This is a genomic window from Steroidobacter agaridevorans (assembly GCF_009932555.1).
GTDB classification, from domain to species: domain Bacteria; phylum Pseudomonadota; class Gammaproteobacteria; order Steroidobacterales; family Steroidobacteraceae; genus Steroidobacter; species Steroidobacter agaridevorans.
On record NZ_BLJO01000007.1, the window covers coordinates 405,504 to 430,605 of the forward strand.

23 protein-coding genes are annotated in these 25,102 nt (G+C 62.0%); 3 read left to right on the plus strand and 20 right to left on the minus strand.

Annotated features, from left to right (window positions below; translation table 11 throughout):
• The first annotated feature begins 29 nt into the window (after positions 1 to 29).
• On the plus strand, positions 30 to 2,405 hold the full coding sequence (locus tag GYH35_RS25315) for an arylsulfatase (RefSeq protein WP_161829841.1): 2,376 nt from the start codon (positions 30 to 32) through the stop codon (positions 2,403 to 2,405).
• Here GYH35_RS25315 and GYH35_RS25320 read toward each other — a convergent pair.
• From GYH35_RS25320 to GYH35_RS25340, 5 genes are all read right to left on the minus strand, one after another.
• Positions 2,389 to 2,916 carry a GNAT family N-acetyltransferase gene (locus tag GYH35_RS25320; RefSeq protein WP_161829842.1) on the minus strand — a complete coding sequence of 176 codons (528 nt, stop codon included), beginning with the start codon at positions 2,914 to 2,916 and terminating at the stop codon, positions 2,389 to 2,391. The genes GYH35_RS25315 and GYH35_RS25320 overlap by 17 nt on opposite strands.
• A gap of 30 nt (positions 2,917 to 2,946) precedes the next feature.
• Positions 2,947 to 4,266, minus strand: a complete 1,320-nt coding sequence (locus tag GYH35_RS25325; protein ID WP_161829843.1) for an RNA polymerase sigma factor — start codon at positions 4,264 to 4,266, stop codon at positions 2,947 to 2,949.
• Positions 4,206 to 4,550 carry a YciI family protein gene (locus GYH35_RS25330; protein WP_161811665.1) on the minus strand — a complete coding sequence of 115 codons (345 nt, stop codon included), beginning with the start codon at positions 4,548 to 4,550 and terminating at the stop codon, positions 4,206 to 4,208. The genes GYH35_RS25325 and GYH35_RS25330 overlap by 61 nt, the downstream gene beginning before the upstream one ends.
• Positions 4,551 to 4,690: 140 nt before the next feature.
• On the minus strand, positions 4,691 to 5,320 hold the full coding sequence (locus tag GYH35_RS25335; protein WP_161811664.1) for an NADPH-dependent FMN reductase: 630 nt from the start codon (positions 5,318 to 5,320) through the stop codon (positions 4,691 to 4,693).
• A gap of 21 nt (positions 5,321 to 5,341) precedes the next feature.
• Complete coding sequence (locus GYH35_RS25340) at positions 5,342 to 5,926, minus strand: LysE family translocator (protein WP_161829844.1); 585 nt, start codon at positions 5,924 to 5,926, stop codon at positions 5,342 to 5,344.
• 74 nt (positions 5,927 to 6,000) lie between these two features.
• Here GYH35_RS25340 and GYH35_RS25345 point away from each other — a divergent pair, with 74 nt between their 5' ends.
• The gene (locus tag GYH35_RS25345; RefSeq protein WP_161829845.1) at positions 6,001 to 6,903 is read left to right on the plus strand and encodes a LysR substrate-binding domain-containing protein; all 903 of its coding nucleotides are present in this window, start codon (positions 6,001 to 6,003) and stop codon (positions 6,901 to 6,903) included.
• Here the strand turns inward: GYH35_RS25345 and GYH35_RS25350 are convergent.
• The 6 genes from GYH35_RS25350 to GYH35_RS25375 all read right to left on the minus strand — a co-directional run bounded on the left by GYH35_RS25350 (position 6,896) and on the right by GYH35_RS25375 (position 10,607).
• A complete protein-coding gene (locus GYH35_RS25350; RefSeq protein WP_161829846.1) occupies positions 6,896 to 7,432 on the minus strand; it encodes a P-loop NTPase family protein in 537 nt (178 codons plus the stop codon). The two genes, GYH35_RS25345 and GYH35_RS25350, sit on opposite strands and share 8 nt — an antisense overlap.
• Positions 7,429 to 7,938, minus strand: coding sequence for a DUF1697 domain-containing protein (locus GYH35_RS25355; protein WP_161829847.1), 510 nt, complete (start codon positions 7,936 to 7,938; stop codon positions 7,429 to 7,431). Before GYH35_RS25355 ends, GYH35_RS25350 begins: the two co-directional genes overlap by 4 nt.
• A 47-nt stretch (positions 7,939 to 7,985) precedes the next feature.
• On the minus strand, positions 7,986 to 8,546 hold the full coding sequence (locus GYH35_RS25360) for a dihydrofolate reductase family protein (protein WP_161829848.1): 561 nt from the start codon (positions 8,544 to 8,546) through the stop codon (positions 7,986 to 7,988).
• A 122-nt stretch (positions 8,547 to 8,668) separates the two neighbouring features.
• Positions 8,669 to 9,481, minus strand: a complete 813-nt coding sequence (gene tsaA / locus GYH35_RS25365; protein WP_161811659.1) for a tRNA (N6-threonylcarbamoyladenosine(37)-N6)-methyltransferase TrmO — start codon at positions 9,479 to 9,481, stop codon at positions 8,669 to 8,671.
• A 48-nt stretch (positions 9,482 to 9,529) separates the two neighbouring features.
• On the minus strand, positions 9,530 to 10,267 hold the full coding sequence (locus GYH35_RS25370; protein WP_161811658.1) for an SDR family oxidoreductase: 738 nt from the start codon (positions 10,265 to 10,267) through the stop codon (positions 9,530 to 9,532).
• A 19-nt stretch (positions 10,268 to 10,286) separates the two neighbouring features.
• A complete protein-coding gene (locus GYH35_RS25375; protein ID WP_161811657.1) occupies positions 10,287 to 10,607 on the minus strand; it encodes a DUF1330 domain-containing protein in 321 nt (106 codons plus the stop codon).
• Positions 10,608 to 10,709: 102 nt separating this feature from the next.
• Between GYH35_RS25375 and GYH35_RS25380 the strand changes: the two genes are divergently transcribed.
• A complete protein-coding gene (locus tag GYH35_RS25380; protein WP_161811656.1) occupies positions 10,710 to 11,504 on the plus strand; it encodes a 2-keto-4-pentenoate hydratase in 795 nt (264 codons plus the stop codon).
• 12 nt (positions 11,505 to 11,516) lie between these two features.
• On the opposite strand, the gene GYH35_RS25385 is transcribed toward GYH35_RS25380, so the two are convergent.
• The 9 genes from GYH35_RS25385 to GYH35_RS25425 form a co-directional block, all read right to left on the minus strand.
• Positions 11,517 to 11,900, minus strand: a complete 384-nt coding sequence (locus GYH35_RS25385) for a DoxX family protein (protein WP_161811655.1) — start codon at positions 11,898 to 11,900, stop codon at positions 11,517 to 11,519.
• A gap of 84 nt (positions 11,901 to 11,984) precedes the next feature.
• A complete protein-coding gene (gene yghU, locus GYH35_RS25390) occupies positions 11,985 to 12,869 on the minus strand; it encodes a glutathione-dependent disulfide-bond oxidoreductase (protein ID WP_161811654.1) in 885 nt (294 codons plus the stop codon).
• 125 nt (positions 12,870 to 12,994) lie between these two features.
• Positions 12,995 to 13,480 carry a hypothetical protein gene (locus GYH35_RS25395; protein WP_161829849.1) on the minus strand — a complete coding sequence of 162 codons (486 nt, stop codon included), beginning with the start codon at positions 13,478 to 13,480 and terminating at the stop codon, positions 12,995 to 12,997.
• 97 nt (positions 13,481 to 13,577) lie between these two features.
• Entirely contained in the window at positions 13,578 to 16,064 is a 2,487-nt protein-coding gene (locus GYH35_RS25400) for a TonB-dependent receptor (protein WP_161829850.1), read from the minus strand.
• 124 nt (positions 16,065 to 16,188) lie between these two features.
• Positions 16,189 to 18,480 carry a sensor histidine kinase gene (locus GYH35_RS25405; RefSeq protein ID WP_161811651.1) on the minus strand — a complete coding sequence of 764 codons (2,292 nt, stop codon included), beginning with the start codon at positions 18,478 to 18,480 and terminating at the stop codon, positions 16,189 to 16,191.
• Positions 18,481 to 18,608: 128 nt separating this feature from the next.
• Positions 18,609 to 19,403: a GlcG/HbpS family heme-binding protein gene (locus GYH35_RS25410; protein ID WP_161811650.1), complete on the minus strand. Its 795-nt coding sequence runs from the start codon at positions 19,401 to 19,403 to the stop codon at positions 18,609 to 18,611.
• A 257-nt stretch (positions 19,404 to 19,660) separates the two neighbouring features.
• Positions 19,661 to 20,350, minus strand: a complete 690-nt coding sequence (locus GYH35_RS25415; RefSeq protein ID WP_161829851.1) for a protein-L-isoaspartate(D-aspartate) O-methyltransferase — start codon at positions 20,348 to 20,350, stop codon at positions 19,661 to 19,663.
• 100 nt (positions 20,351 to 20,450) lie between these two features.
• Positions 20,451 to 22,097, minus strand: a complete 1,647-nt coding sequence (locus GYH35_RS25420) for an FAD-dependent oxidoreductase (RefSeq protein WP_161829852.1) — start codon at positions 22,095 to 22,097, stop codon at positions 20,451 to 20,453.
• Positions 22,097 to 25,075 (minus strand): TonB-dependent receptor, encoded by a 2,979-nt coding sequence (locus tag GYH35_RS25425; protein ID WP_161829853.1) that lies wholly within the window; start codon positions 25,073 to 25,075, stop codon positions 22,097 to 22,099. The genes GYH35_RS25420 and GYH35_RS25425 overlap by 1 nt, the downstream gene beginning before the upstream one ends.
• Between the last annotated feature and the right edge of the window lie 27 nt (positions 25,076 to 25,102).

Consider the following 25,102-nt stretch of genomic DNA (forward strand, 5'->3'; position numbering starts at 1 on the left):
TCACGGACAACTCGTCCTGCGGAGCGATCATGAAGAAAGGTGCGGGCAAGCCCAACGGAAATGCGCATCCCTCCAACAGTCATGGCACGCCTGAAGTCCTGCCGCGTCCTGACTTTCACTTCAAGGGCGAGGTCGGTCGCACGTATCTCGATTCCGATCCGGCGAGGTTTCCGCAGCCGGTGCGGGCGCCGGCCAGTGCGCCCAACATTCTGCTGATCCTGATCGACGACTGCGGCTTCGGCCAGTACAGCACCTTCGGCGGCGGCATCCCGTCGCCGACGATGGACAGGCTCGCCGCCGAAGGGTTGCGTTACAACCGCTTCCACACGACTGCACTGTGCAGCCCGACGCGCGCAGCGTTGATCACGGGCCGCAATCATCATTCGACATCGTTCGCCGGCATCACCGAGCTGGCGACTGGCTACGACGGCTACACCTGCATCCTGCCCCGGAGCTGCGGGACCATCGGCGAGGTGCTGCGGCAGAACGGCTACATGACGGCGTGGATCGGCAAGAATCACAACACGCCGCCCTGGGAAACGAGCGCGGTGGGGCCGTTCGATCGCTGGGCCAACGGGCTCGGCTTCGACTACTTCTACGGCTTCAATGCCGGCGACATGAATCATTGGAATCCGGTGCTGTTCGAGAACCGGAACCTGGTGCCCGCCTCGCGCGATCCCAACTATCACCTGACCACCGATCTTGCCGACAAATCGATCGCATGGGTCCGCCAGGCGAAGGCCATCGCGCCCGACAAACCTTTCTTCTTGTATGTCGCCACCGGCGCGACGCATGCGCCTCACCAGACGCCCAAGGAATGGATCGACCAGTTCAAAGGCAAGTTCGACGACGGCTGGGATGCCTACCGGCAGCAGACCGTCGCCCGGCAAAAGAAACTCCGCGTCATTCCCGAGAGCACCGAGCTGACGACACGCTCGAAGGGTCTGCCCGCGTGGGACTCGCTCAACGCCGATCAGAAGCGTCTCTATGCGCGAATGATGGAAGTGTTCGCCGGCTACGCCGCGCAATGTGACTACGAGCTGGGTCGCATCGTCGAGGCCGTCAAGCAGCTGCCCGATGCCGACAATACACTCATCATCTACATCGCCGGCGACAATGGCGCGAGCGCCGAAGGCGGCCTGGAAGGCTCGTTGTGCGAGAACATGTTCTTCAACGGGTTCTCGGAGAAGTGGCAGGACAACATCAAGGCCATCGACGAGCTCGGCGGTCCGAAACATTTCAATCACTTCCCGTCCGCCTGGGCGCATGCCATGAATACGCCGTTCCAGTGGACCAAGCAGGTCGCGAGTCATTTCGGCGGCACGCGCAATCCGATGATCGTTTCCTGGCCGGCACGCATCAAGGACAAGGGCGGACTGCGCGATCAGTTCATTCACACCATCGACATCGTGCCGACGCTCTACGAGCTGTGCCATGTCACGCCGCCGACCGATCTGAACGGCGTCAAACAAAAGCCCATCGAAGGCGTGAGCTTCGCAGCCACGCTCGACGATGCGCAGGCCAAGAGCCTCCGCAAAACGCAGTACTTCGAGCTGGGCTGCAATCGCGGGCTGTATCACGAGGGCTGGATGGCTTCGTCGCCTTCCTTCGTGCCCTGGGATCCGAATCGCCAGGAATGGGATCCGGACAAAGCGATCTGGGAGCTGTACAACATCGACGAGGATTTCTCGCAGGCTCGCGACCTGGCTCAGCAACACCCCGAGAAGCTTCGGCAACTGCAGGACATGTGGTGGGTCGAAGCCGCGAAATACAACGTCCTGCCGCTGGACTGGCGCGCCAGCATTCGCATGAATGCAGAGCTCATGGGACGTCCGAGCCTGATTCGTGGGCGTAATTCCATCACTTATTATCCCGGCACCGTCGGCTTGCCCGACGCCGCATCGCCGCCGATGTGCAACAAGTCATGGAAGATCGCGGCGGAGATCGAGATCACGGACGAAAATACCGAGGGCATGATCATCACCCACGGCGGCCTCGAAGGCGGCTACGGCCTGTATCTCAAACAAGGCAAGCCGACGTTTGTTTACAACTTCCTGAGCGTCGAACGCTTCACCTTCGCGGCGAAGCAACCCTTGCCCGCGGGCAAGACCACGCTGGTCGTCGATTTCAAATATGACGGCGGCGGCTTCGGCAAAGGTGGCGAGATCACGATGAGCGCGAACGGCAAGCCCATCGCCAGCGGCCGCCTGGCGCGCACCATCCCGATTCAGCTCTCGCTCGGCGAGGGCATCGATGTCGGCATGGACATGGGATCGCCCGTCGACTTTACCTACCCGCTGCCTTTCGCCTTCACCGGCAAGATCTCATCCGTGACGATCGATCTGGGCCCGATGGACGTCGGTGAGAAGGCGACGGCGGAGGCGGGTCTCAGCGCTTCAGGATGAACTCGCGGTCGACCGTCTTGCCCACCGGAAACCCATACTCGCCCACCTTGCTGAACCCATAACGCTCATAGAAGCGCTGTGCGCCGTAGTTCTCCGACCAGACGCCGATATAAAGAGGCGCGCGGCCCTGCGAGGCCAGCCACTCGAGGCCGAGATCCATCAAGCGCCGGCCGAGACGGAGATTGTGGAATTCGGCGAGCACATACAGCTGCTGTATTTCGCCCGACTGCGCTTCCAGGTTCTCGACCGGGAGCTTGCAAGCGCCGACCACGATGAAGCCGATCTTGCGCCCGCTCGGGTGCTCGACCACGAACACGCCACGATTGGGATCGCCGAGCGTGCGAGCCCAGCTTTCCGGCGTGTGACTTCTGGTGAGGAACTCCTGCAGATCCTCGGGCGGATACAAGTGCCCGAATGTTTCCGTGAACGTCGCGCCTCCCAACTCGGCCAGAACGACGGCGTCTTCGGGGGTGGCTCGGCGAATGGAGGTGGTATCGGAATGGGCGGACATGGTCGTCAATGGCAACAGGAACTCCGCCAACTATGCCATGCCCAGCCTTCTGCGCAAAAGCGCCTGCTCCGCGTGAGTCGGAGCCGCTCCGAGCGCACGCGTTAAATGCATGATCGCTCGCTCGCGATCTCCGCGACGGCGATAGAGCTCGCCGAGCGTCGCGTCCCAAAGGTAATAGCCGAGCAGCCACGGCGGCGGATTGATCGCTTCGAGCAAGGCGAGCCCCGCATCGGGCCCCTGCCACTCGGCGATCGCGATCGCTCGGTTCAATGTGTTGATCGGCGACGGCGCGATGCCGTCGAGCATTCGATACAGACGCGCGATCTCCTCCCAGCGAGTCTCCCGATAAGACGGAGCCAGACAATGCTCGGCGGCAATGGCAGCTTCGGCGTGATATCGAGAGAAGACATCGCCCCGAGCCGCGCGATGCAGGTACGAGACCCCAATGCGGATGAGCTCGACGTCCCACAGCGAGCGATCCTGTTCCTCGAGCAGCAGCAGCCCGCCGGCTCCATCGACGCGTGATTCGAAACGCGCCGCGTCCAGATACATGAGCGCCAGCAACGCAGCGGTCTCAGGCACTGCGCCAATCGGATGTTCGTCGAGCAGCCTGCCCAGACGAATCGCTTCCTCACACAGCTCGTGACGTATTACCTCGTCTGGTTGCGCCGAGCTGTAACCCTCGGTGAACAGCAGATAGAAAATCTCCAGAACGGCGGGAAGGCGCGTGGCCAGTTCTTCGATGCCGGGAGTTTCCAGTTCTTCGACATGCTCGCGCAGGGCGGCGCGGGCCCGCTGCAATCGCTTGTAGATCGCTTCATGACTTTGGAACAGTCGAAGCGCGATCTCTTCGGTGCTGAAGCCGCACAGGGTCTTCAGCGCAAACACGATCTGCGATTCGCGCGGGATCGCGGGATTCGCGCAAACGAACAACATGCGGAGCTGGTCATCCCTGACCTCGTTGTCCAGATAGACAGGCTCCTCGGCGCCAGCGTCAGCGGCCGCTTGCTCGGCGCTGTCGACTGAGGCGTCGGTGCGCTTCTCACGTCGAAGCGCACCGAGCATCTCATTCACTGCCACGCGATAGAGCCATGCGCTCTTGTCGTCCGGCTGGCCTCGCTCGGCCCATAACTGCACAGCGCGGAGCAACGCCGTTTGCACGGCATCCTCACACAGCTCCACGCGATGTACGCCGAACCGGCGCGACAGCACCGAAACCAACCGTCCGGACTCGTGCCGGAAGTAGTGCTCCGGAAGCGCAGCGGTCGATTTCGGATCGATCACGTGCTTCAGCGCCAGCCGAGCTCGCGGATCTCTACGCTCGCGCCGGGCACTTGGTTGATCGGGCATTCCTTCGCGATCTCGATGGCTTGCGCGAGCGACTCGGTCTCGACGAACGCGTAGCTGCCCATGACTTCCTTGGCTTCGATGTAAGGACCATCCGTCACGTTGCCGCCGCGAACCACCGTGCCCCCCTGCTTCAAACCCTCGCCAGGGATGACCTCCTTCTCGAACTTCGCTCGCCAGGCCGCCCAGGCCTTGTACTGGGCCTGCATCTCCTCGGGCGATGAGGCCGGCTGCGGTCCGGCCGGGAATCGATACAGAAACAGGAACTTGGTTTTGCTCGTGGACATCAGTCTCTCCGGGTCTGGCCGCCGACGCTCGGCGGGCTTGCCTGACTGAGATGCTCGGGCCAGGCCGGATTGGACACACGCCGCAAGAAAATCTGCGTTCGGTATCGGCCGTCGACCCTGAGCTCCTCCGGCCGGGCGGTTCATGCGCCGCATTCTAGCCGGCGGCGGAAACGCCCGCTTCCCTCGATCCAGCTCTGGAAAGAACCGATGAACGTCGAAAGCGAATTACGCAGCCGCTCATCCGTCAGAGCGCCGTCGCTATCGAATACGTTGGCCGCCTCGCGCACGTAGATTTGCGGCTGTGGCATCACGATGGCGCCGCAGGCCGTGAGGGTGTGCCGGAGCGATGCTTGAGCAAGGCGGGTTCCCCACGGCCCGGCGCTGGCTCCGAGAATCGCTGTGGGCTTACCGTCTAGCAGGTCAGGCTCGCTTCGAGAGAGCCAATCGATGGCGTTTTTCAGCACGCCCGGCAATCCCTGATTATATTCAGGCGTGGCGATCAACAAGGCATCCGCCTGCACGAGCGCAGTTGCAAGTCTCACGACTCCCCCCGGTGGATCGTGTGCTTCGAGGTCCTCATTGAACAGCGGCACCGACCCCAGGTCTTCGTAGATCCGAATCGAAAGCGTCGGCCGTGCATGCAGCTCGGCGGCCGCCAGCAGCTGCTTGTTATACGAACGTCGACGGAGACTTCCCGCCAGAGCCAGTACGACCGGCCTCACGGATACGTCGCCAGGCTGTTCTGTTGCTGTGTTGGGCAGGCTCCACATCCTCAAATCCTCCAATCCGGCTCAAGTGTTCAACAGGTCGACGACGATGCTCGCAGCCGAAAGCATGAGCACCGCGCCGAGAATTCGATCGATGGCACGACGCGCCTCGGGGCGAGCAAACAACCGCGTCGCTGCCGTCCCCGCCAACGCCCACAGCATCAAGCAAGCGCTGGTCACTGCCACCATCAGAAGCACCAGCAGCGTCAGGCTTTGCCCCTGAGGCATCGCCGCGACCGCGGCTGCAACCAGAATCCATGCTTTGGGATTCAACAACTGAAAGACGGCAATGCCCAAAGGCGTCGAGGGAACTGCCGCATCGGTCGCAGATGTCCGCTCTCGCATCAGTAGCGCGAACCCCATCCAAGCCAGGTACGCGCCACACAGAATGTGCAGAACGAGCGTAAACGCGGGCACAACCGACGTTGCGAGACCGAAGCCGAACCAGGTGACGATGAGCAGCAGCATCGAACCGCAAACAACTCCAAGGACGGCGCCTATCGCCGGCGCCATGCCACGTGCGCCGGCTTGCATGACGATGATGTTGTTGGGGCCGGGTGTGATTGCCGCAGCGAATAGCACGCCAATCACTGGCAGTAAGGAGTTCATAGGCCTCTAGTATGGGGAGCGCGGCCCGCGTACCCTGTTGCAAAACTCGATGCAGATGGTTTCATTTTTAGACCATGCGAAAGCTTCCACTGTCGGCCCTGCGCGCCTTCGCTTATGTTTTTGAGACAGGCGGCGTACGCCCGGCCGCTCGCGCATTGCAAGTCACTCACTCGGCCATCAGCAGACAGGTGCGTGAGCTCGAAGCCTGGCTCGGTGTCGCGCTCATCGAGAAGCCGGGACGGCAGCGCCGCTTCGCAATGACGATTCAGGGCCAGGCGCTGGGCAAAGCGCTGATCTCGGGACTGAACGATCTGGAGCGCGCGGTCGAGAGCGTGCGCGAACTGCGAGCTCCGAATTCCGTCGTGATCACGACGACACCGTCCCTCGCCACGCGGTGGTTGATGCCGCGTCTGCCGGTGCTTGCAAAAAATCATCCTTCAATCGAACTGTCGATCGTGACTGAAGCCTCCGTGAAGGATCTCGCCGCGCAAGGCGCAGACCTGGCGCTTCGCATGGGCGGCGGCCCGTGGCCGGATGGAATCTGTGAACCGCTGATGGATGAGTTGCTGTATCCGGTGGCAACTCGCGGCTATTGGAAGAGCCTCGGCGAGCGCAAGCCCGCGCGAGCGCTGGCCAAAGCCAGGCTGCTGCATGATCGCGATCCCGATAGTGGCTGGGATCGATGGTTCGACGTCTATCCGGCGCGCAACATCGACCTTCGGGTCGGACCGCGCTTCACCTCATCCGACCTGGTACTGCAAGCGGCAGCCCAGGGACTTGGCGTCGCACTGGCTCGGGGATCGTTGGCGGAAATCGATGTGTCGCGCGGAATACTTTTTCGGCCATTCGAGGCCGACCACGTTCGGATAGCGAATGCCTACTGGCTGGTGCGTCGTCGAGACGATGCAACCGCTCGACCCGCGATGCACGCGGTCATCGAATGGATCAAGGCATGCGCGGCGAAGCGCCCTACTTGAGCGCCGATTGACGTATATAGGCTTCAGCCTGCCCCGGCCGCTGAAATTCGACCCAGCTCAAGTGCGGGTAGTCGGCGCTGGCGCGTAGACGGGCAAACTCCTCGCGGCGGCGGCGATGAGTGGTGATGACCCACCACAGAATCGATTCCCGTGAGAAGAACGATCGTCGGATCGACTCGCGATTGCCATTCCACAACTCTTCTCGGACGACGGCGCGACGCGTCGTTCTGCGCAATGCCCTCCAGAACGTCAGCGCGAATCCGTAGTTCAACCAACACACCGTGGTGGCACGCGACCAGAGTGCGTCGCGAACCGTTCCGTAGTTGCCAACGACGATCCAACCATCGCTAGAGGTGCTCTCGAGAACACGTTGTCGAAAAGTCCCGGCGTCCGCAGGCTTCCAGCCGGGTTCCCAGTACAACGCGTCGAGCTCAACCAGCGGCAGCTGGGTGTTGGTTGCCAGCGCGCGGGCGAACGTCGACTTGCCGGTGCAGCTCGTTCCGATGACGAGAATCCTTTGAGCTCTCAAGACGCGGCGAGCTCAACCAGCTTGGCGATCGTATTCATGTTCCTCGCGGTACCGGCCTTCGCCGCCGGAATCTTCAGCTTGGAATGCGCCATGTTTGCGCCGTAGTACACATAGATCTCCCGCTTGCCCAGGCGGACTTCTTCATCCTGTGCACCTGTAACCGTGCGCAGCGTATCCTTCGGCGGCGGATCGTCGAGAAAGCACGCCACGGTCCGATTGGACTCCAACTTCTCGAATGGATTCGCTGCGAGCACCTGCTGCATCTCCTCCGCCGTACGCACCAGTACACCAACCTCCTTACCGGCGTACTCGCGCAATGCCGCTTCCAACGCCGCCTTCACAGCGCTTTCACGCTTCCCGCTCTCGAAGATCACATTGCCGCTTGCGATATAGGTACGCACGTTGGCAAACCCCTGCCGTTCGCAGAGACGTTTCAAATCCTGCATGGGCAGCTTCCCGGTCCCACCCACGTTCACTGCGCGCAACAGAGCGACAAAGGTAGTCATGTTCCTCCAAACGTGCCGGTCGAGTCCCGCGCTCGATTACCCCGGTGTCACTTCTCACCCTTCTGCACGTCGTAACGCAATTCCGCCATGGCAGAACCCATTTGACGAACAGACCTCAGCTGCAAAGCCGGGCTGAGCAGCTGCCGCGGCAATAGCGGCTTTCCGGCGCCCAGCGTGCACGAGCCGATCTGAATAATGAGTTGATCCAGCAGGCCGCAATCGTAGAACTGGCCGACCAGATCACCGCCGCCGACAATCCAGATGTTACTGGCGCCGGCCGCCGCCCTCATCTCGGCATGGGCCTGTCGAACATCGCCGCTGACGAAGCGAATGTCGGCCCCGGCTATTGCCGGCAGCTTGCGAGTGGAGAATATCCAGGCGGGCTGAGTGTAGGGCCACGCGGAACCGGTCTGTGCGGCGACATTCTCCGCGTTCCTGAGCATCCATTCATAAGTAGCCGAGCCCATCGCCAAAGCACCCACGCCAGCAATGAACTCCGGATAGCTGGAGTCATTCAAGCTCCCGAGAGAGAACAGCCAGTCCAACGAGTCGTCCTCAGTCGCGATGAAACCATCGAGGCTGGTGGCTGCGTAGTAAATGGTCTTCATGCTTTGATGGCGCTCGGAGTGGGAATCGTGTGGACGAGGGTTGCGCTCGCTCGAGGCATGATAGGTTTCGTCGCTGACATGCCGTGTCATGGAATCGAATCGCCGTGGCGACAAAAGTCCATCTAGCGCAGCTCACCCCACGTCTGCAGAAACTCCCGATGCGCCCGTAACACATCATCGTCACTGTCGCTCGCGAGCTGCGATTCCCGGAACCCAGACACGATCGCAGCGACGCGCACGTCCCGCCCCTCGACGCTGAATCGCACACGCCACTCCTTGACCGCCAGTTGCATCCCATCGTCAATCCGCCGAATGCGCCGATATGGGTGCGGCTCTGGGCCGAGCGCCAGGGTGGAGCGAATTCGTTCCTCGATGGCGAGACCCGTTCGCGTCTCGATCCAATGAGCTTGCTCCGTTGCCAGCGGCAGGAATGTCACTTCGTACGCGGCCACCGGATCGTCAGGCCGGTCATCGAGCCAGCCATTGCCCGCATCGGGATGTGAGTCCGTGTAAGCAATGTAGGGTTTGAGATCGAGCACCGGCGTGCCGTCGAGGATATCGGCATCGAGGACGTGGATATTCAAGCCCTCGATCTTCTCCAGTCTGACGACGGACAGGCCGATGGGATTCGGTCGATGTGGCGAGCGCGTGGCAAACACACCCTTGCGGCCCGAAGTGCTTCGCGGCGGCAGCACCTTGGGGCGCCAGCCGGGATTGTGATGAAACCAGAAGATCACCCAGATCAATTTCCAGCGCGTCAGATCCTCGAGTGCATGCTCGAAGTTTCGACCGGGAAACAACTCGATCCGTGCACTCGCGCCCTGCGCCGCCCGCGGCTGCCGTGCCGCTTCGACTTTGGTGGCCAGTGAAGTGCGAACGATTCCGATGGGCTCGAGAACGAGCCGCGAGAAGTCTTTATCTGAAGCGGACGACATGAGGCGCAGGATACGCCAATGCCGTCCTCCAGGTGATCGGAAGTGACATCAGATCGAATTCAAGAACCCGCCATCGACCGCGATCGCCTGACCGGTGATGTACGACGCGCGCTCGGATGCGAGGAACGCCGCAAGCGCTGCGAACTCCTCCGGTCTGCCGATTCGGCCGGTTGGAATCCTGGGCCCCATGGTCGCGTCGTCCACGCCGAGCTCCGTCAGTCGCTCGGTGGCGGTGTAGCCGGGCAGCAGCGCATTCATCGTGATCCCGTCTTTCGCAACATCGCGGCTGACGGAATTGATCAACCCAAGCAGACCGGCGCGCAAGCTGTTTGAAATCACCAGGCCCGGTTGCGGTTCGCGAGCGGAGATCGAGGTGATCGCGAGGATGCGACCCCATTTGCGTTGACGCATGTGAGGCAACACCGCGAGCACGCTTTCCACCGTGCTCATCCACAAGTTGTCGAAGCCTTTTTGCCAGTCGGCCGCGGACATGCGCTCGAACGAGCCAGCGGGCGGACCGCCGGTGTTGGTGACGAGGATATCGATGGGTGCGCCGAGCGCCCTCGTAGCCTGCGCCACCAGCGCCTCACAATTGCCAGGAGAGGAAACATCGCCTGCAATGCCGATGGCGCCAATCTCCGCCGCCGTTGCCGCGATTCGATCCGGATCGCGAGAGACGATTGCGACCTGCACGCCCTCTGCAATCAACTCGCGCGCGACTGCTTTGCCAAGTCCTTTGGAGGCGCCGAATACCAGCGCGCGACGTCCGGAAATTTTCAGATCCATTACAAAACTCCAGCGGGATTCAAACGCGAGGATCCGGCGCGACGTGATCGGCCCGGCCTTCCTGAAGAATCATCCGGCCGTTCGTCGTTGCCGCGCGCCGGAATTCGGACAGGCGTTGATACTCGGGATCGTTGTACCAGGCTTCGGCCGAAGCTCGGTCCGGGAACTCCAGAATCACCATCCGTTCCGAGAAGGCCGCGCCTTCGGACGTCGTCACCTGGTCGCCGCGCGTCAGAAATCGGCCGCCATATTTCTGCAGTGTCTTGGGCGTGTGATCCGAATATTTTCGGAAGGTCGCCGGGTCGTGGACCTTCATCGTGCATATCATGTAGGCAGCCATACGCCCTCCTCGAATACCCACCGCAGTCTACTGCCCCGGACGCAGAAATTTTTCCTAAATGGCCTGTGCTACGATCCCCAACCCGAGTGTCGAGGTCGAACAATGCACGCCGACCAGGTTCGCGCCATCGTCGATCGATTCGAAGCCGACGTAAGGAACCGCACCCGCTTCCAGTTGTATCGCATCGACGGCCGCCCGGCGACGCTCGACGATGCCTATGCCATTCAATCCGAAATCCTGGCGCGCGCGCTTCGCTCCGGCAGCGACAGCGTCGCCGGTTACAAGGTCGGCCTGACCACCGGGAAGATGCAACAATTCTGCGGCGTCGCCGAGCCGATCGGCGGTCGCATTCTGAAAAGCAACGTGCGCGCGAGCGGCGCAACGATTCGGAAATCGCAGTTCCATCGGCTGGGCATCGAAAGCGAGCTGGCTTTGCGCGTCGGCAAGGAAGTGCCGGCGCTGCGCTCCGATACCAACGTCCAGGATTTGATCGGGTGCGTCGATGCCATCGCGGCAGCGTTCGAAGTCATCGACGATCGCGACGCCGACTATGCCCATCTCGAAGCAAGCTCGATCGCCGCGGAGAACAGTTGGAACCAGGGCATCGTGCTCGGCGAGGCTGCATCGCCTTCCGACCTCGGCGATCTGCGTGGTTTGCCAGGCCGATTGCTCGTCAATGGCGAGCAATCGGCCACCGGCTCCAGCGACGACGTGATGAATGGCCCGCTCTGGGTGCTCGCCTGGGTGGCTCGCTTCGCCAAGGAAGCCGGCACGCCGCTGCAGCCCGGTCAGTGGATCATGACCGGCTCCATCATCCCGACCAGATTCGCCGTCGCGGGCGACACCTACTCGTTCGAGCTCGGCTCGCTGCCGCCGGTGACGGTGACGATCGGCTGAGACGACGCGGCCCTACTTGCCGTTGAGACTGAAGCGCCCCGGCCCGAGCAGGACCAGCGCGATGGCGGTGAATAGAAACATTCCTTGCAGCTCGAGCGCCCAGCCGCCGCTCTTGCCGAGAGTGGTCAATTCGGCGCCATGCACCAGGGCGAAGGCGAACAGCATATTGATTGCAATCAAGCCCGCGCCGATCCGGCAGTACCAGCCGAGCAGCACCAGAATCGGCGCCAGCACCTCGCCCACATAAACGCCGTAGGTGACGAAGGCCGGAAGACCGGCGGCGGTGACCGCGCCCGACAGGCCACCCACGCCGCCTTTGATTTTTGCTATGCCGTGCAACAGGATCAGGATGCCCAGCGCCAGTCGCAGAATCAGTTTGCCGGTATTGTCGTTCATGGGAGCTCCCGTATTCCGCTTCGGCCCATTGTAGCTCCCGCGCGAGGGTAGCGGCGACGTCCACGCGCCGCTGGTAGCTCCTTGCTACGACTTGGACCCGACGAGCTTGTCTTGCGTCTTGGTCTGAAAGTCGCTGGCGTCGTGCCGCTCGTGCAATTGGTTGGCGGGATCGCCGCTCGTGCGATTCACCATGCGGCCGCGAACGACGGCAGGACGAGCCAGCAAGGTCTCGGCCCAACGCAGCACGTTTTTGTACTCGTGCACGGACAGGAACTCGCCCGCATTGTACAGCCAGCCTTTGACCATTCCGCCGTACCACGGGAACACGGCGATGTCGGCGATGGTGTACTCGTCGCCGGCGAGATACGTGCTCTGCGCCAGTCTCTTATCGAGCACGTCGAGCTGACGCTTGGTCTCCATGGCGTAGCGATCGATCGCATACTCGATCTTCGCCGGCGCATACGCATAGAAATGCCCGAACCCGCCGCCGAGGAACGGCGCGCTGCCCATCTGCCAGAACAGCCACGAGAGACACTCGGCGCGAGCGTGCGGCTGCGACGGCAGGAACGCTCCGAATTTTTCGGCGAGGTGGACCAGAATCGCACCGGACTCGAACACCCGGATCGGCTGCGGCCCCGAACGATCCACCAGCGCGGGAATCTTCGAGTTCGGATTCACTTCGACGAAGCCGCTGCCGAACTGATCTCCCTCGCCGATGCGAATCAGCCACGCATCGTACTCGGCGCCGGCGTGCCCCAGCGCGAGCAGCTCTTCCAACAGGATTGTGACTTTCTGACCGTTCGGCGTGCCTTGCGAATACAGCTGCAACGGATGGCGACCGACCGGCAGCGCCTTCTCATGCGTGGGACCCGCGACTGGTCGATTGATGTTCGAGAACTGGCCGCCGTTCGGTTTGCCCCAGCTCCACACTTTGGGCGGCGTGTAGTCGGGAGTCACGTAGTCAGTCATGGGGCACCTTCTTCAGCCTGTGGAGTCCACAGGCTGAAGAATGAAAGAGTCGCCCCCGCGTTCCAAGCACGGCAACTCAGTCGTGCCGCTCAGGCAAGGATGGCGCTCCCGACTACGGCGCTACGTTAATTCGGCAGCAGCGTCCCCGAATCCGCGACCGCGAGCCATTTGCCGCGTTGGTAGGTGTAGGTCACGCCGGTGAGAGCGCGTTGGTGGTAGCCGTTCGAGGGGATGTCGTAGGTCGTTTCGTAGAGAATGAACGCGGTTTTGCAGCCATCGACGACTCGATATTTCTCGGTCCAGGCCCACACGGCCTCGCGGTTCTCGAAGTGCGAGCGCAACGCTTCCATGACGGCATCGATACCGTAGCGAGCGGCGCCGCTGGCGAAGATCGTGACGGTGCCGGAGATATGCCCGGCCCTGAATGTTTCCGCGTCGTAGTCGCGGAAGGATTCCATGTCGACTCGTTGTGCACGCTCGAATTGACGGGCGCAGCCCGCGCCGACGGCGGGCGCATCGAGTTGTTCGGTGGCCGATCCGTCGTTCGCGGCCCAGGCGCCGACGCCGGCCGCGATCAAGCCGAGCGCCAGATAGCTGCTGTTGGCTCGCATGCTCTGCTCCTGTGAAAGTGCCCGAGACGTTGTATGTCATCGGGCACTCGCAGCTCGCACACGAAGCGCCGCTCGGCGATACAAAGCGCTCAGTTTTCTACCACAGATACTTGGCCTGGAAATTGATCTCGCTGCCCTCGATCGGACGCGCCAGCAACACACCGCCAGTGCCCGCCGCCGTGCCGAAGATGCGTGAATTGGTTTCGGTGATGCCGAGCTCATCCGAAATGTTGGTGCCGCGCACGGCGAACTGCCAGTTCTCGCCGACGTTCGCGATCACGGCGAAGTCCCAGGTGTAGTACGAGCCCAGCTCCTGCAGTCCGGATTGATCCTGAGTGCGGTCGCCGATGTGGGTATAGGTCACCTGCGCATCGATGCCACCCCAGTCGAACGGGAAGTGATAGCTCGGCGTGAGCATATATCGCAGTTTGGGCTGACGTTGCAGCTGCTGGCCTTCGATGCGCGCGCAGCCATTGCCGGTCACGACGTTGGTGAACGGCACACAAGCGTCGTAGTCCGTGTATTCGCCATCGAGATAGTTCGCCACGGCCTGGAACCTGAAATTCTCCCACAGCGTGAGCGCGCCGATGAAATTCAAGCCCTTCGACTCGGAGCCGTAATGCAGCTTCGCGCCGGTCGGTGCGCCCAAGCGGTCCGTTTGCTGATACTGCAGGCCGGTGAACTCGCGATAGTACGCGCTGATGTCGGCATAGACGATTTCGTTCTGGAATTTGAAACCGACTTCATAGTTGCGCACGATCTGGATGGGCGGCGTGTTGCCGGTGGTGCTGCCGCGGATGCCGTTGTCGAAATCCGCGAAATGTCCGCCACGGTTCGCGCGCACATACGACGACATCGTATCGGTGAAGCTGTAATTCGCGCCCACCGTCCACGAGGTGAAGTCCTCGTCGTAATCCGTGATCGCGAGCGTGCCGTTGCACTGAGGCACGGCATTGTCATAGACCGTCAGCGGGTTGCCGTCGAGATTCCGATTGGTCAGATTGCAGACGCGGTTGGTGGCGTCCTGGTTCTCGTAGCGCACCGACGCGTCCAGCAACCACTTGTCGATGCGCCAGGAATCGGACAGGTAGATCGCGTGATTGAACGCATGACCGCGTTGCGCGATGTTGAAACCGCCATAGTCCAGGAAGCCCTGCTCGTCGGTCAGTTGAAATGTCTGGCCGCCCGACACGTAACTCACCCTGATCGGCCGCGCATTCGGCTCATTCGTCATCAACATGCCAAGGCCGCCCTGGCCCCATTCGTCATCCATCTCGTAGTAGGCCAGGTACACGCCCAAGGTCAGCGTGTTGTCCTGGAAAATTTCCTTGCTGAGGCGGAAGTCGTTGTTGAGGTTCTGCAGTTCCTTGTGCACGAACCACCAGCCTTGATTGATGACATCCTGGGTGGGCGCAACCGCGCTGCCGTCGGAGAAGGTCGCGGTCGCCGACCCCGCCGGCAGCTGAAAGCCGTCGAGCGTGGTGGGCACGGTGTACAGCTTGTCGGCCAGCAGGGAAGGATTGCTGCGCGAGAACAGCGCATTCGTATCCACGTCCCCGGCGTTGGCAAGGAACTTGTTGCTGATCGACCAGCCGTTGTCGAACTCGTGATCGTAGTTCGCGCCCACGAACCACATGTCCGCGCCGCGGCCATCCGCAAGATCGGCCGTCGTACCGCCGTTCGGATAGCCAGGCAGGCGCACGTGCCGGATCGCTTCACTGTAATAAGTGCCCGTGAGCGCATCGAAGCCCGGGTACTCGTGGAAGTTGTCGGTGCCGGTCTGGATCAACGGAATCGGCGTGATGAATTGATTCTTGTCGTTCAGATAGCGTGCAAACAGAATCAGCTCGCCTTTGTCGAACTCGCGCTTCAAGGTCGCGGTGAGTTGTCCGCCTTCGTCGGCGGTGAATTCCGGATCGCGCACGCCATCCGAGGTTCGATAGAAACCGCCGAAGCTGCCGTACCACCCTTCGCCGACTTTGAAACCCGTGAAGCCATCGACACGCCAGAGATTCTCATCGCCATAGGTGAGCCCGAGGCTGCCGGAGGGCTCGTCGGTGCCAGTCTTCAACAGGAAGTTCGCGGTTGCGCCCATCTGGCCGCCGGCGAACACCACCGAAGGTCCGCCTTGCAGGATTTCCACGGCGCGTACCGTGTCGTCGAGACGGACGATACTGGTCGTTTCGAAGAACGACAGCGTCGGCATGCCATATAACGGCGAGCCCATCAGCAAGGTCGTGAAAAACGGCGCGTCGCCGCCGCTCGGAAAACCTGCGATCGCGATGTTCGCGCCGGTCTGGCCGCCGGAGCTTTCCGGCCACATGCCCGGTGAGATCTTCAACAGGTCCGCCGTGCTTTTTGGATTCGACTGGCGGATCTGATCCTCATTCGCGGTGACAATGTTGTAACTGGCTTCGAGTTTCTTCACGCCACCGAGCGCGCTACCTGTAACAACTACAGTCTCGAGACCGGAGGGCGGCGTTTCAGGCTCCGCGGGGGCCTGTTGTGCTTGAACCAGAACGGGCGTGAACGCCGTCACCACGGTGATCCAACCGGCCCGTTGACGGTAGCAACTCATGCTCATGATTCCCCCCTTCGATGCGCGTATGTAGCGGCGGCGATACGTGTAAACGAGTGATTGACAATGTGGTTTTGTCTATCACCAACAAAAGTCGTTGGAAATAGCGTTGTCAACGCACTACGAATGACTACGCGCCAGAGGCAGTCGCGGTTTCCGTGGCGTCGGCCAGTTTCAAACTCACCGAGAACGTAGCGCCGGCGCCGGGCGTGGCTTCCGCCCACACTTCTCCTTCCATTCGTTGCACGGCCTTGCGGACCAGCGCCAGACCGATGCCGGTGCCTTCATAGCCGGAGGCATGCAGCCGATTGAAGATCTCGAAGATCTTGTCGCGATAGGCGACGTCGAAGCCGATGCCGTTGTCGCGCACCTTCAGCAGATAACGGCCGTACTCGACGCTCGATTCGATGCCGATGCGCGGCTGCCCGGTCTGGCGGGAAAACTTCAGCGCGTTCTCGATCAGATTGCTGAGCGCGATCCGCAGTCCTTCGCTATCCGCCAGGACCGGCCTGGGGTCGAGCTCGATATGAATTTGCGCGCCGGCCTCTCTGATTTCCTCCTTCATCGAGTCGAGCAGCGCTCGGACGAAAGACTGACAATCGATGGGCTGCAAGCGCTGCTCGCGATGCTCGAGTCGCGAGTAGTCGAGCAGATCGTCGATCAATGCGGACATGCGCATCGAGCCCTGACGGGCGCGCTCGATGTAACTTCGCTCGGTATCGCTCAACGTGGTCGACGCGCTCTCTGCCAGCAGCGCACAGAATCCGTTGATCGCCCGCAGCGGCGCTTTCAAGTCGTGCGCTACTGCGTGAGCGAAATTGCGCGACTCACGATATGCATCGGACAGCTCGCGGGTGCGCTGGGCTACGCGAGATTCGAGCTTATCGGCAAGCTCGCGGTAGCGGCGCTCGCTGTCGCGCAACGATTGCTCCAGCTCCTTGAAGGGAGTGATATCGACCAGCGAGCCCATGATGCGCACCGGCCGTCCTTGCGCATCCAACAACGCCGAGCCCTTCGACAGCACCCAGCGATACGAGCCGTCGCGATGGCGCAAGCGATGTTCCATGACCAGCTCGCTTTCCGGATGGCGCATGAATTCGTCAATGATGGCCCTGACGCGGGCAGCGTCGGCCGGGTGCACCCGGTTGCTCCACGAGTCGAAGGTATTCGGCAGCTCCTCGTCGGCATAGCCGAGCTGCCGCTTCCATTGAGGCGAGTAGCGCACTACGTTCGAAGACGTCTCCCACTCCCAAAGCCCGACGCTGCCGGCGAGCGCCGTCACGTCGATCACACGCTCGAGCTCACTGCGTTGACTGTCGACGGCCTGCAGCCGCTCATGGGCGCGCGTCAACGCGTTCGCCGAGTTGTCGAGAGCGGCTCGCAGTTGCTGTCCTCGCCAATACAGCCAGCCCTCGCGCGAGGCCAGGACGATCGCAAAGCCAATGAGCACGATCGTGCGCCAATAGACCGAGCGTGCCGTTGTTTCTGCCGAAAACCAGGTAGCGGAAATGGCCACACAAAACAGCAGGAACGACGGCACCAGCGCTTCCACCCAGCCCTGGCTCTGCCGGACGGGCAGCGACTCGACGCGGCCGTGCGCCTGGGCCGTCACTTGCGCCTCCGCGCCCCACTGATGAAGCGCGAATGCGAGCATCCAGCCGACATTGAAAAGGCTGGTCGTGGCGTAGCTGTCGCCGATGAGCTCGCGGGTGTACAACATTCCCGTGATCGTCTGCACGCCGAGCGACAGCGTTACCAGCCCGTAGGCCAGCAATCGATCGCCCCATCGATACGACCACAGAAAATACACGGCCACGATGAAGGCGATGGCGATCGTGCCGTTTTCGACGGCGACGATCACCACGCTCTGCAGGGAGCGCGGCATCTCCTCGAGCGGCCGCGCCAGCGTGGTGACCAGAACCGATGCGAGGCTGCACAGAATCAGGCCGAGATTCGCCACGCGCAGCCAGGTCATCCGCCGCTCCTCCTGCGTAGCCCGCAGGACGAACAGCCCGACCAGCATCATCGGGCCGAACAACAGATAGCCGACATCGGCGTAACTTGGAAAGGGCGCCGGAACGCCGAGATAGATCTCGAAAAAATCCCAGATGAGCTGGCCGATCGCCCAGGTCCCGCAGGCGAACGCGAAAATCAGCCATGCGACCCGATCGCGCCCGTGCAGAGCCAGCGCTGCTCGGAAACTGCTGATCGTCGCCAGCAGGGAGGCGAGCGTCCAGGCGACGTCGTTAACAATTGTTGTTGTTTTGTAGTCGAGCCAGCCGCTCGAGATCAGAACTGCGTGCAATGTCAGGGCAACAGCCCAGATTTTCACGAGCGGCCTGACACCCTTGGAGCTGCTGTCGTGTTCTATCGGGCCCGACGCGGCGGCCACGTCGGCAAACTTGCCCTCACCCGCTACCATCGAAAATAACTTCAACGAATGGCTTCAAGAGTAACCGTCACGCCCGCTTCGGGTTCCCTGGCCCGCTCTCGATATGCACCGTGCTGCGAAGCAGCGTGACGGGCGAAGTCGCCCGCCACGCGCCGCTCTTACTGAGCTTCTTCAGGCTCCTGGATCGGCGGCAGGTTCGCGCTGATGTCCGACACCTTGTCCTCACCGGCGATGGCGCAGATCGGGTGCGAGAAATCGTTCGCGAGGCTGGGATCCGTCACCTCGCCGATGTAGTTGATGTTGTCGTCGCCCTGCGCACTGACGCCGCCCGGCACGAAATCCAGATTCAATGCGTGCCGCGTTCGCCACGCGATGTTGTGATCGGCGCACGAAGTGTCGCCGCTCACGCCGATCGCACCGATCAGCTGCTGATTTTCGTCGTAGAGCGCGAGGCCGCCGCCGAACACATTCACGCCGCCGATGCGTGAGCCGACCATCGGATCGTTCGACTGACCGAAGCGAGACGCGTTGCCTTGATAGGCGACCTGCGTATCGACGGGATTGCTGTGCTGTAGGCCATACAGCGAACCGCCGGGCTGCACCGCTGCATACAGATTCGCAGTGGACAGCGCCAGTGTCGGCAGGCTGAAGGCGTTCGCTGTGTTTGCTTTCTGCGCGGAGATGACTCTGCTGCCGGGCCACTGCGCGCCGCGATCGTCGCCGGTGAACGCGACCGCGCACACGATGCCATCCCGGTTGACGACCGAGCCCCACATGTCGAGGTTGAAACCGCCATTGGCTTGCTCGCGCGCCGCCGTTAATGCCGTTTTCAACTGGGAATACGATGGCAACGCCGCACAGCTGCTGCCCTGTCCTTCGCCCTGTGCGGCCGCCGTCGCCGAAACCACCGTCAACGCGGTTATGCACGACGTCCGTAGAAGAATCGTGTTCATGAGCAGGCTCCTGTTGTTTGCTGCGGAGTGATTGACGATCGATCACGCAGAAAGGACGTGAGCGGCGTTGCTGCTACACTCCGGGTAATCCTGCTGACAAACTCCAAAGGTGCGCCCTGCACAAGAACTGAGCGGGCCGAAGACATCACGCTCGGCGATGACCAGCGCGTCTTATACGCCTGGCGCTCGCAACAAAACAAACGGCAGTCGACTCACAGCGCCGCTTGTTTTCCAAGTAAACCGGGAAGATGTTGAGCCTAGTCCGGCCGTCTTCGCAGCGGCACGAAACGCACCGGCGCCACGACGGTCGAGGTGACTTTGCCGGCCGCATTCTTTTCCAACACGCGCAGCTGTTGTGTGGCGGCGATCGGTCCGACCGGCACGACCATGCGGCCGCCGGGCTTGAGTTGTTCGATCAGCGGCTGCGGTATGTGATCGGGTGCCGCCGTGATGATGATGACGTCGAACGGCGCGTACTCCGGCCAACCCGCATAGCCGTCGCCGGCTCGAACAGTCACGTTGTTGTAGCCGAGCTTCTGCAGAACTTCGCTGGCCCGTTGCGCGAGCGTGCTTTCGATCTCGATGGAATAAACGTGCTCGACGATCTCCGCGAGCACCGCCGCTTGATAGCCCGATCCCGTGCCGACTTCGAGCACGCGATGATTCCCGGCAGGCCGCGCCAGTTCGGTCATCAACGCCACGATGTAGGGCTGAGAGATCGTCTGGCCTTCGCCGATGGGCAGCGGCGTGTCGTGATAGGCCGAGCGCTTCTCGCTGTCCGGCACGAACTCATGCCGGGGTACTTTGCGCATCGCTGCGAGCACACGCTCATCGCTAACACCGCGTTCCGCGATTTGCCGACTCACCATCCGGGCCCGGGCGGACGCATAGTCGTCCGAACCCGCGCCAGCGGCGCCAGCCTCGGGAGCACAGAGCAAAGAGAACATGATGGCTCGAGAGAGCAGGCCACGGGGCATGTGCGTGCACCTCCAGAGCCGATCATATCGACCTCGGCGGCCAGCAGACACCCGCCAAATTCGGACAACGCTAGCGTGACGGCGCTGGCACGTATTTGCCGCCGACCGGATCGATCAGCTGGCCTCGATCGCGCAGGCGCGCCGCCAGCTTTTCATAGGAGACATCCTGCACGCGGACGCCCTGCTCGATCGCCAGCACTGCCGCCTCGCCCACGGATTGACCCAGGATCATGAAGACCGGCTCCATGCGGATCGAGCCATAGGCAATGTGAGAAGCGGACACGGCGACCGGCACGAACAGATTGGTCGACTCGGCCGCTCGCGGCACGATCGCGTCGTAGCTGATCTCGTAGGTGCGATCGAGATGGATCTGCACATCGCCTTCGTTGCGGGCGAAGCCGTCCGCGTTCACGTAGCGCTGCACGTTGTGCGAATCCATCGTGTACGAGCCGAGCCCGACGGAACGCGGCGTCGGCAGTTGACCCTCGAGATGCCGCTCGGTCATGACGAAGTCGGACACCATGCGTCGTGCTTCCCGCACATACATTTCACGCGGCCAATGACCGTTGTCGACGAACTCGTCGGCGCACAGTCCCCACTCCGACATCGACTGGCGCACATCGGTGGGCACGCGTGGATCGTTCTGCATGAACCAGATCAAGCCGGACTGATAGTTCTTGTGCGCCTCGAAGATCTGGCGGCGTCGTTCGTAGCCGGCCGTCGGATAATCGTAATTGCCACCGATGAAATCGGTCGAGATCGCGCCGTAGTTGTTTACGTCGGTCTTGTTGTTCGGGATGGGATCGAACTTGCGGAACTTGTGTCGCCAGCCGGCATCGAGATAGCGCCCCAGCAGTTCATACGTCCAGGGATCGTAGTCCGCCGGCTTCGGCACGGGCGCGCGGTTCGCCGGATCCTTCGTCATGCACAGCCGGAAGTTATACGCCTGAATGCGTTTGTCGCCTGCGCCCTGCTCACCCGGCGGACCCGGCTCGACCAGAGGCACGAGGCCACTGGAGCGATCGCCAGGCTTCACGTACGGATCGATGTCGATCTCGAAGTTGTGTTGCTCGGCGTTGGCGGTCTGCACGCCGTTGTAATCCTCGCCATACATGGCGTTGCCTTCGCGGCCGGTCGTGAAGCTCACGCCAGCCATCGCCATCAAATCGCCCTCGTAGGTGGCATCGACGAACACGCGGCCGGTGTAGCGCGCGCCGTCGAGCATTTGGATAGAGACGATCTGCTGGTCGCGCTTTTCAACAGCAGAGGAATCGAGACGCAGCTTTGCGTTGAACACGGGCTCGATGCCCGCGTCCTTCAGCCATCGCAAATAGATCGTCTCGGCGACGTGCGGCTCGAACACCCACATCGCATCTTCCTCGCCTTCGGTTTTGGATTGCGAGGTTGCGATACCTTTGAAGCCCACGGCTTGGTAGTGCGTTTTGACGTCTTGATAGAAACGTCGCGCCATGCCGCCAATCGCAGCGTGATTTCCCGTGTCGGCCCACCCGAGCCCGTTGGTCGTCATCCCGCCGACGTGCCGCTCGGGGCACAGCAAGACAACACTGCGATCACGCGACTTGGCGGTGATTGCGGCAGTGAGGCCGGCGGGTGTGCAGCCGTAGATGACGAGGTCGGCGACTTTCGCATCGCCTTGCCGTGCCGAACCCGTGCAACCTGCAACGAGGCCGAGTGCCAATACAGCGAGCGTGCGCATCAGAACGTCGCCGCCACACCGAAGTAAATTCTCCGGTCGTCGAGATACGAGCTGTACAACCGGCCGGGGTTGGTGCGATAGAAACTGTTGATCTCGCGCGTGAGATTCACGCCCTCGAACGTCAGCTGGAAGTTGTCGTTGATTCTGAACGACGCCGAGGCGTCGACCTGCCCGCGGGCATCGGCATAGTTGCTGCCGCCGGAGGCAATGGAGCCGCCGTTGGTCATGTACTCGCTGCGATAGTTGTACGCGACGCGTCCGCTGAACGGCCCCTTCTCGTAGTACACGACCGCGTTCGCGCTGTGCTCGGATGAGTTCGGAATGGGCAACGTCTGGCCCGTCAGCTCATCTTTCTCCGGCGTCTCGCTATCGGCGTACGTATAAGTGAACGCATAGCCAAAGCCATCGAAAGGCTGCGGCAGCATGGTCAGCGCGTGCTGATAGTTGATCTCGACACCCTGAATCTCGCCGTCCTTGCCATTCACCGGCCGACCGATGATGTACGTGTACGCCGCCGGCCCCGTGAGCGTGTTGTTCGGCGCTTCCGGATGTTCCTCGACCACTTCCACCGACGTCGTGAACGCGGAAACATCTTTATAGAAGGCGCCGACCGCAATCAGACTGGCCGGCGCGAAGTACCACTCGACCGTGGTATCGAACTGCGTGGCGCGGAACGGATCGAGATCGGGATTGCCTGAGAAGCCCGTCATCGACACCGGCTGCAGCGAAATGCCCACGCCCGTGCTCGTGAGGTCCGGACGCGCCACCACCTTGGCCGCGGCAAACCGCAATCGCAAATCGTCGCGCAGGTCGAAGATGAGATTGAGGTTGGGCAGTGTATCGGAGAACGACTTGCCGGCGCGCGCCTCGATCGCTTGATTGCCGACGATGGTGTAGCCCAAGGATTCGCGGTCGACGTTCACCTGGCGCACGCCGAGATCGCCCGTCATGGGCACGCCGAACAGGTCGCTGCCGAATCTCACCATCGCAAAGAACGCGTCAGTGGTCTGCTCCACCTGATTGATGGTCGCCTTGGCGCCCGGAGTGTCGAACGAAATCGGCGTCGCGCCGAGCGCGCTGCGGATCTGGTTGAAGTCGGCCGACCCGGTGAGCACGCGGCGTGGAAAGCTGCCGCTTTCGCCAGGAAACATTCCACCGATGACGCCCGAGTAATTCAGCCCCGGCACCTCGGTTGCGAGCAACGGCGAGCCCGGTGTCGGATCGTGGCTGGACAGCGCCGGATAGGTCGAGAGCGGATTGCCGCCGAACACTTCGATCGTCTCGGTGCGCGCGCCGACCTTTACAGACTTGAAGAACCCGTCGAGCTCATACTCGACATCGAAGTCCGCGTCGTGACCTTTGTTCTCCGCGACATAATCGACATCGAACGTCGTATAGATCTCGTACTGCGACGGATCGTAGATGTCGTAGTTGGCATTGAAGCCGTAGTCCGGCGAAACGTTCGAGCCCGCCGCGTCGTAGGAAACACTGGCGAGGTTGCCCGCGCGCTGGCGAGCCACGAGCACGTTGTCGTTGCCCGAATTGTTGTTGCCGCCGTCACCGCCGAGACCCGCGCCCTCACCTTCGCTCACCGACGCGTTGAGGTTCGCCGTCCAACGGTCCTTGGCCCAGTGGGCGTTGCCGCTGAGGTATTTGTTGTCGGAGTACGAGTCGCCGCCGTAAATCAGCGGACGCACCGTGACGCCGGAATAGTTGCCGGAGACCAGCGTGCCGCTGGCATCGATGACGCCGTTGGTGATGTTGTTGGTGAGAATGGCCTGCTGCGTCGAGCGGAGCCGATCGGTCTCGCGGCGAGACTTCACGCCTTCGAGCGTGAACGTCAGCTCGTCCATCGGACGCCACTGCGCCGACGCGTTCACTGAGTAGCGCTCGTCCTCATAAGTGTTCGCCCAGCTCATCAGGCGCAGCGGCCGGAAGAAAGTGTCGTTGACGCCATCGCCGGTCGCATCGACGTTGGACACTTGAGTCCAGCCGCCGGATTGATAGACATCGCTCGCACCCGTCGAGTTGGAATACGAGCCGCTGAGCAACACGCCGAACTTGCGATCCGCGAATGTGTGCGCGACGAAGCCCGACACCTTCTCGCCCCACTCTTCGGCGCGATCGGCGTACGAGCTCTGCAGGCGGCCGGAGATGACCGAATCGGCCAGATCCAGCGGCCGCTTGGTGCGCAGGTTGATGACCGCACCCAGCCAGCCTTCCACCAGGTCCGCCGAGGGCGCCTTGATCACGTCGACGCCCGCCAGCAGCTCCGGCGAAACATCCGACAGATTGGGATCGCCGTTGCGAGCGCTGCCGATGAAGCTCTTGCCATTCAGCAACAGTTTGTTGAGGCCGAGGCCGCGCACGGTGATGGACTTGCCTTCGCCTTCGACGCGCGTCACCTGCACGCCGGGAATCCGGCTCAACGTCTCGGCGATGTTTTGATCGGGCAGCTTGCCGATGTCTTCGGCCGAGATCGAATCCATGATGCGCGTGGCGTCGCGCTTCACATCGATGGCGTCGGCAATGGATTTTCTGATGCCGACGACGGTGACCGATTCGAGCACGGGCTCCGATGTCGACGCGCTCTCCTGGCCGCCGTCATCTCCGCCGCTATCCTGGGAAGGTTGTTCTTCCGCAGGCGCCGTCCGTGTCGATGACGACTGCTGCGCACTCGCGAGCACCAGCACGACATCGGACGAAGTGCGTTCGTGACGCAGCCCCGTTCCCGATAACAAATATTCCAGCGCCTGATCCGCCGTCATCGAGCCGCGCACGCCGGGCGCCTTGCGATCCGCAACGACGGTAGGATCGAACACCAGTTCCGTTTGCGTCTGCCGCCCGAGCGCCGTCAACGACTGCGCAAGATTGCCACTCTCGATCTCGATCGTTGTTTGCTCGCTGACTTGAGCGAAGGCATTGCCGGCCAGCGCGAGCGCGCAGACTCCACCCGTGGCCCATTGAACCTTGTGCACTCTTCCCCCTTCGCTGCTGACGGCCAT

Coding starts and splice junctions, on each gene's coding strand:
- GYH35_RS25385 (WP_161811655.1), bottom strand. CDS start 11,900: ATGAACGACAATACCGGCAAACTGATTCTGCGACTGGCGCTGGGCATC.
- GYH35_RS25420 (WP_161829852.1), bottom strand. CDS start 22,097: ATGCGCACGCTCGCTGTATTGGCACTCGGCCTCGTTGCAGGTTGCACG.
- GYH35_RS25335 (WP_161811664.1), bottom strand. CDS start 5,320: ATGTGGAGCCTGCCCAACACAGCAACAGAACAGCCTGGCGACGTATCC.
- GYH35_RS25405 (WP_161811651.1), bottom strand. CDS start 18,480: ATGGTAGCGGGTGAGGGCAAGTTTGCCGACGTGGCCGCCGCGTCGGGC.
- GYH35_RS25410 (WP_161811650.1), bottom strand. CDS start 19,403: ATGAACACGATTCTTCTACGGACGTCGTGCATAACCGCGTTGACGGTG.
- GYH35_RS25355 (WP_161829847.1), bottom strand. CDS start 7,938: ATGACTACCTTTGTCGCTCTGTTGCGCGCAGTGAACGTGGGTGGGACC.
- GYH35_RS25375 (WP_161811657.1), bottom strand. CDS start 10,607: ATGGCTGCCTACATGATATGCACGATGAAGGTCCACGACCCGGCGACC.
- GYH35_RS25360 (WP_161829848.1), bottom strand. CDS start 8,546: ATGAAGACCATTTACTACGCAGCCACCAGCCTCGATGGTTTCATCGCG.
- GYH35_RS25325 (WP_161829843.1), bottom strand. CDS start 4,266: ATGCCCGATCAACCAAGTGCCCGGCGCGAGCGTAGAGATCCGCGAGCT.
- GYH35_RS25315 (WP_161829841.1), top strand. CDS start 30: ATGAAGAAAGGTGCGGGCAAGCCCAACGGAAATGCGCATCCCTCCAAC.
- GYH35_RS25330 (WP_161811665.1), bottom strand. CDS start 4,550: ATGTCCACGAGCAAAACCAAGTTCCTGTTTCTGTATCGATTCCCGGCC.
- GYH35_RS25345 (WP_161829845.1), top strand. CDS start 6,001: ATGCGAAAGCTTCCACTGTCGGCCCTGCGCGCCTTCGCTTATGTTTTT.
- yghU (WP_161811654.1), bottom strand. CDS start 12,869: ATGACTGACTACGTGACTCCCGACTACACGCCGCCCAAAGTGTGGAGC.
- GYH35_RS25415 (WP_161829851.1), bottom strand. CDS start 20,350: ATGTTCTCTTTGCTCTGTGCTCCCGAGGCTGGCGCCGCTGGCGCGGGT.
- tsaA (WP_161811659.1), bottom strand. CDS start 9,481: ATGTCGTCCGCTTCAGATAAAGACTTCTCGCGGCTCGTTCTCGAGCCC.
- GYH35_RS25320 (WP_161829842.1), bottom strand. CDS start 2,916: ATGTCCGCCCATTCCGATACCACCTCCATTCGCCGAGCCACCCCCGAA.
- GYH35_RS25400 (WP_161829850.1), bottom strand. CDS start 16,064: ATGAGCATGAGTTGCTACCGTCAACGGGCCGGTTGGATCACCGTGGTG.
- GYH35_RS25370 (WP_161811658.1), bottom strand. CDS start 10,267: ATGGATCTGAAAATTTCCGGACGTCGCGCGCTGGTATTCGGCGCCTCC.
- GYH35_RS25395 (WP_161829849.1), bottom strand. CDS start 13,480: ATGCGAGCCAACAGCAGCTATCTGGCGCTCGGCTTGATCGCGGCCGGC.
- GYH35_RS25340 (WP_161829844.1), bottom strand. CDS start 5,926: ATGAACTCCTTACTGCCAGTGATTGGCGTGCTATTCGCTGCGGCAATC.
- GYH35_RS25380 (WP_161811656.1), top strand. CDS start 10,710: ATGCACGCCGACCAGGTTCGCGCCATCGTCGATCGATTCGAAGCCGAC.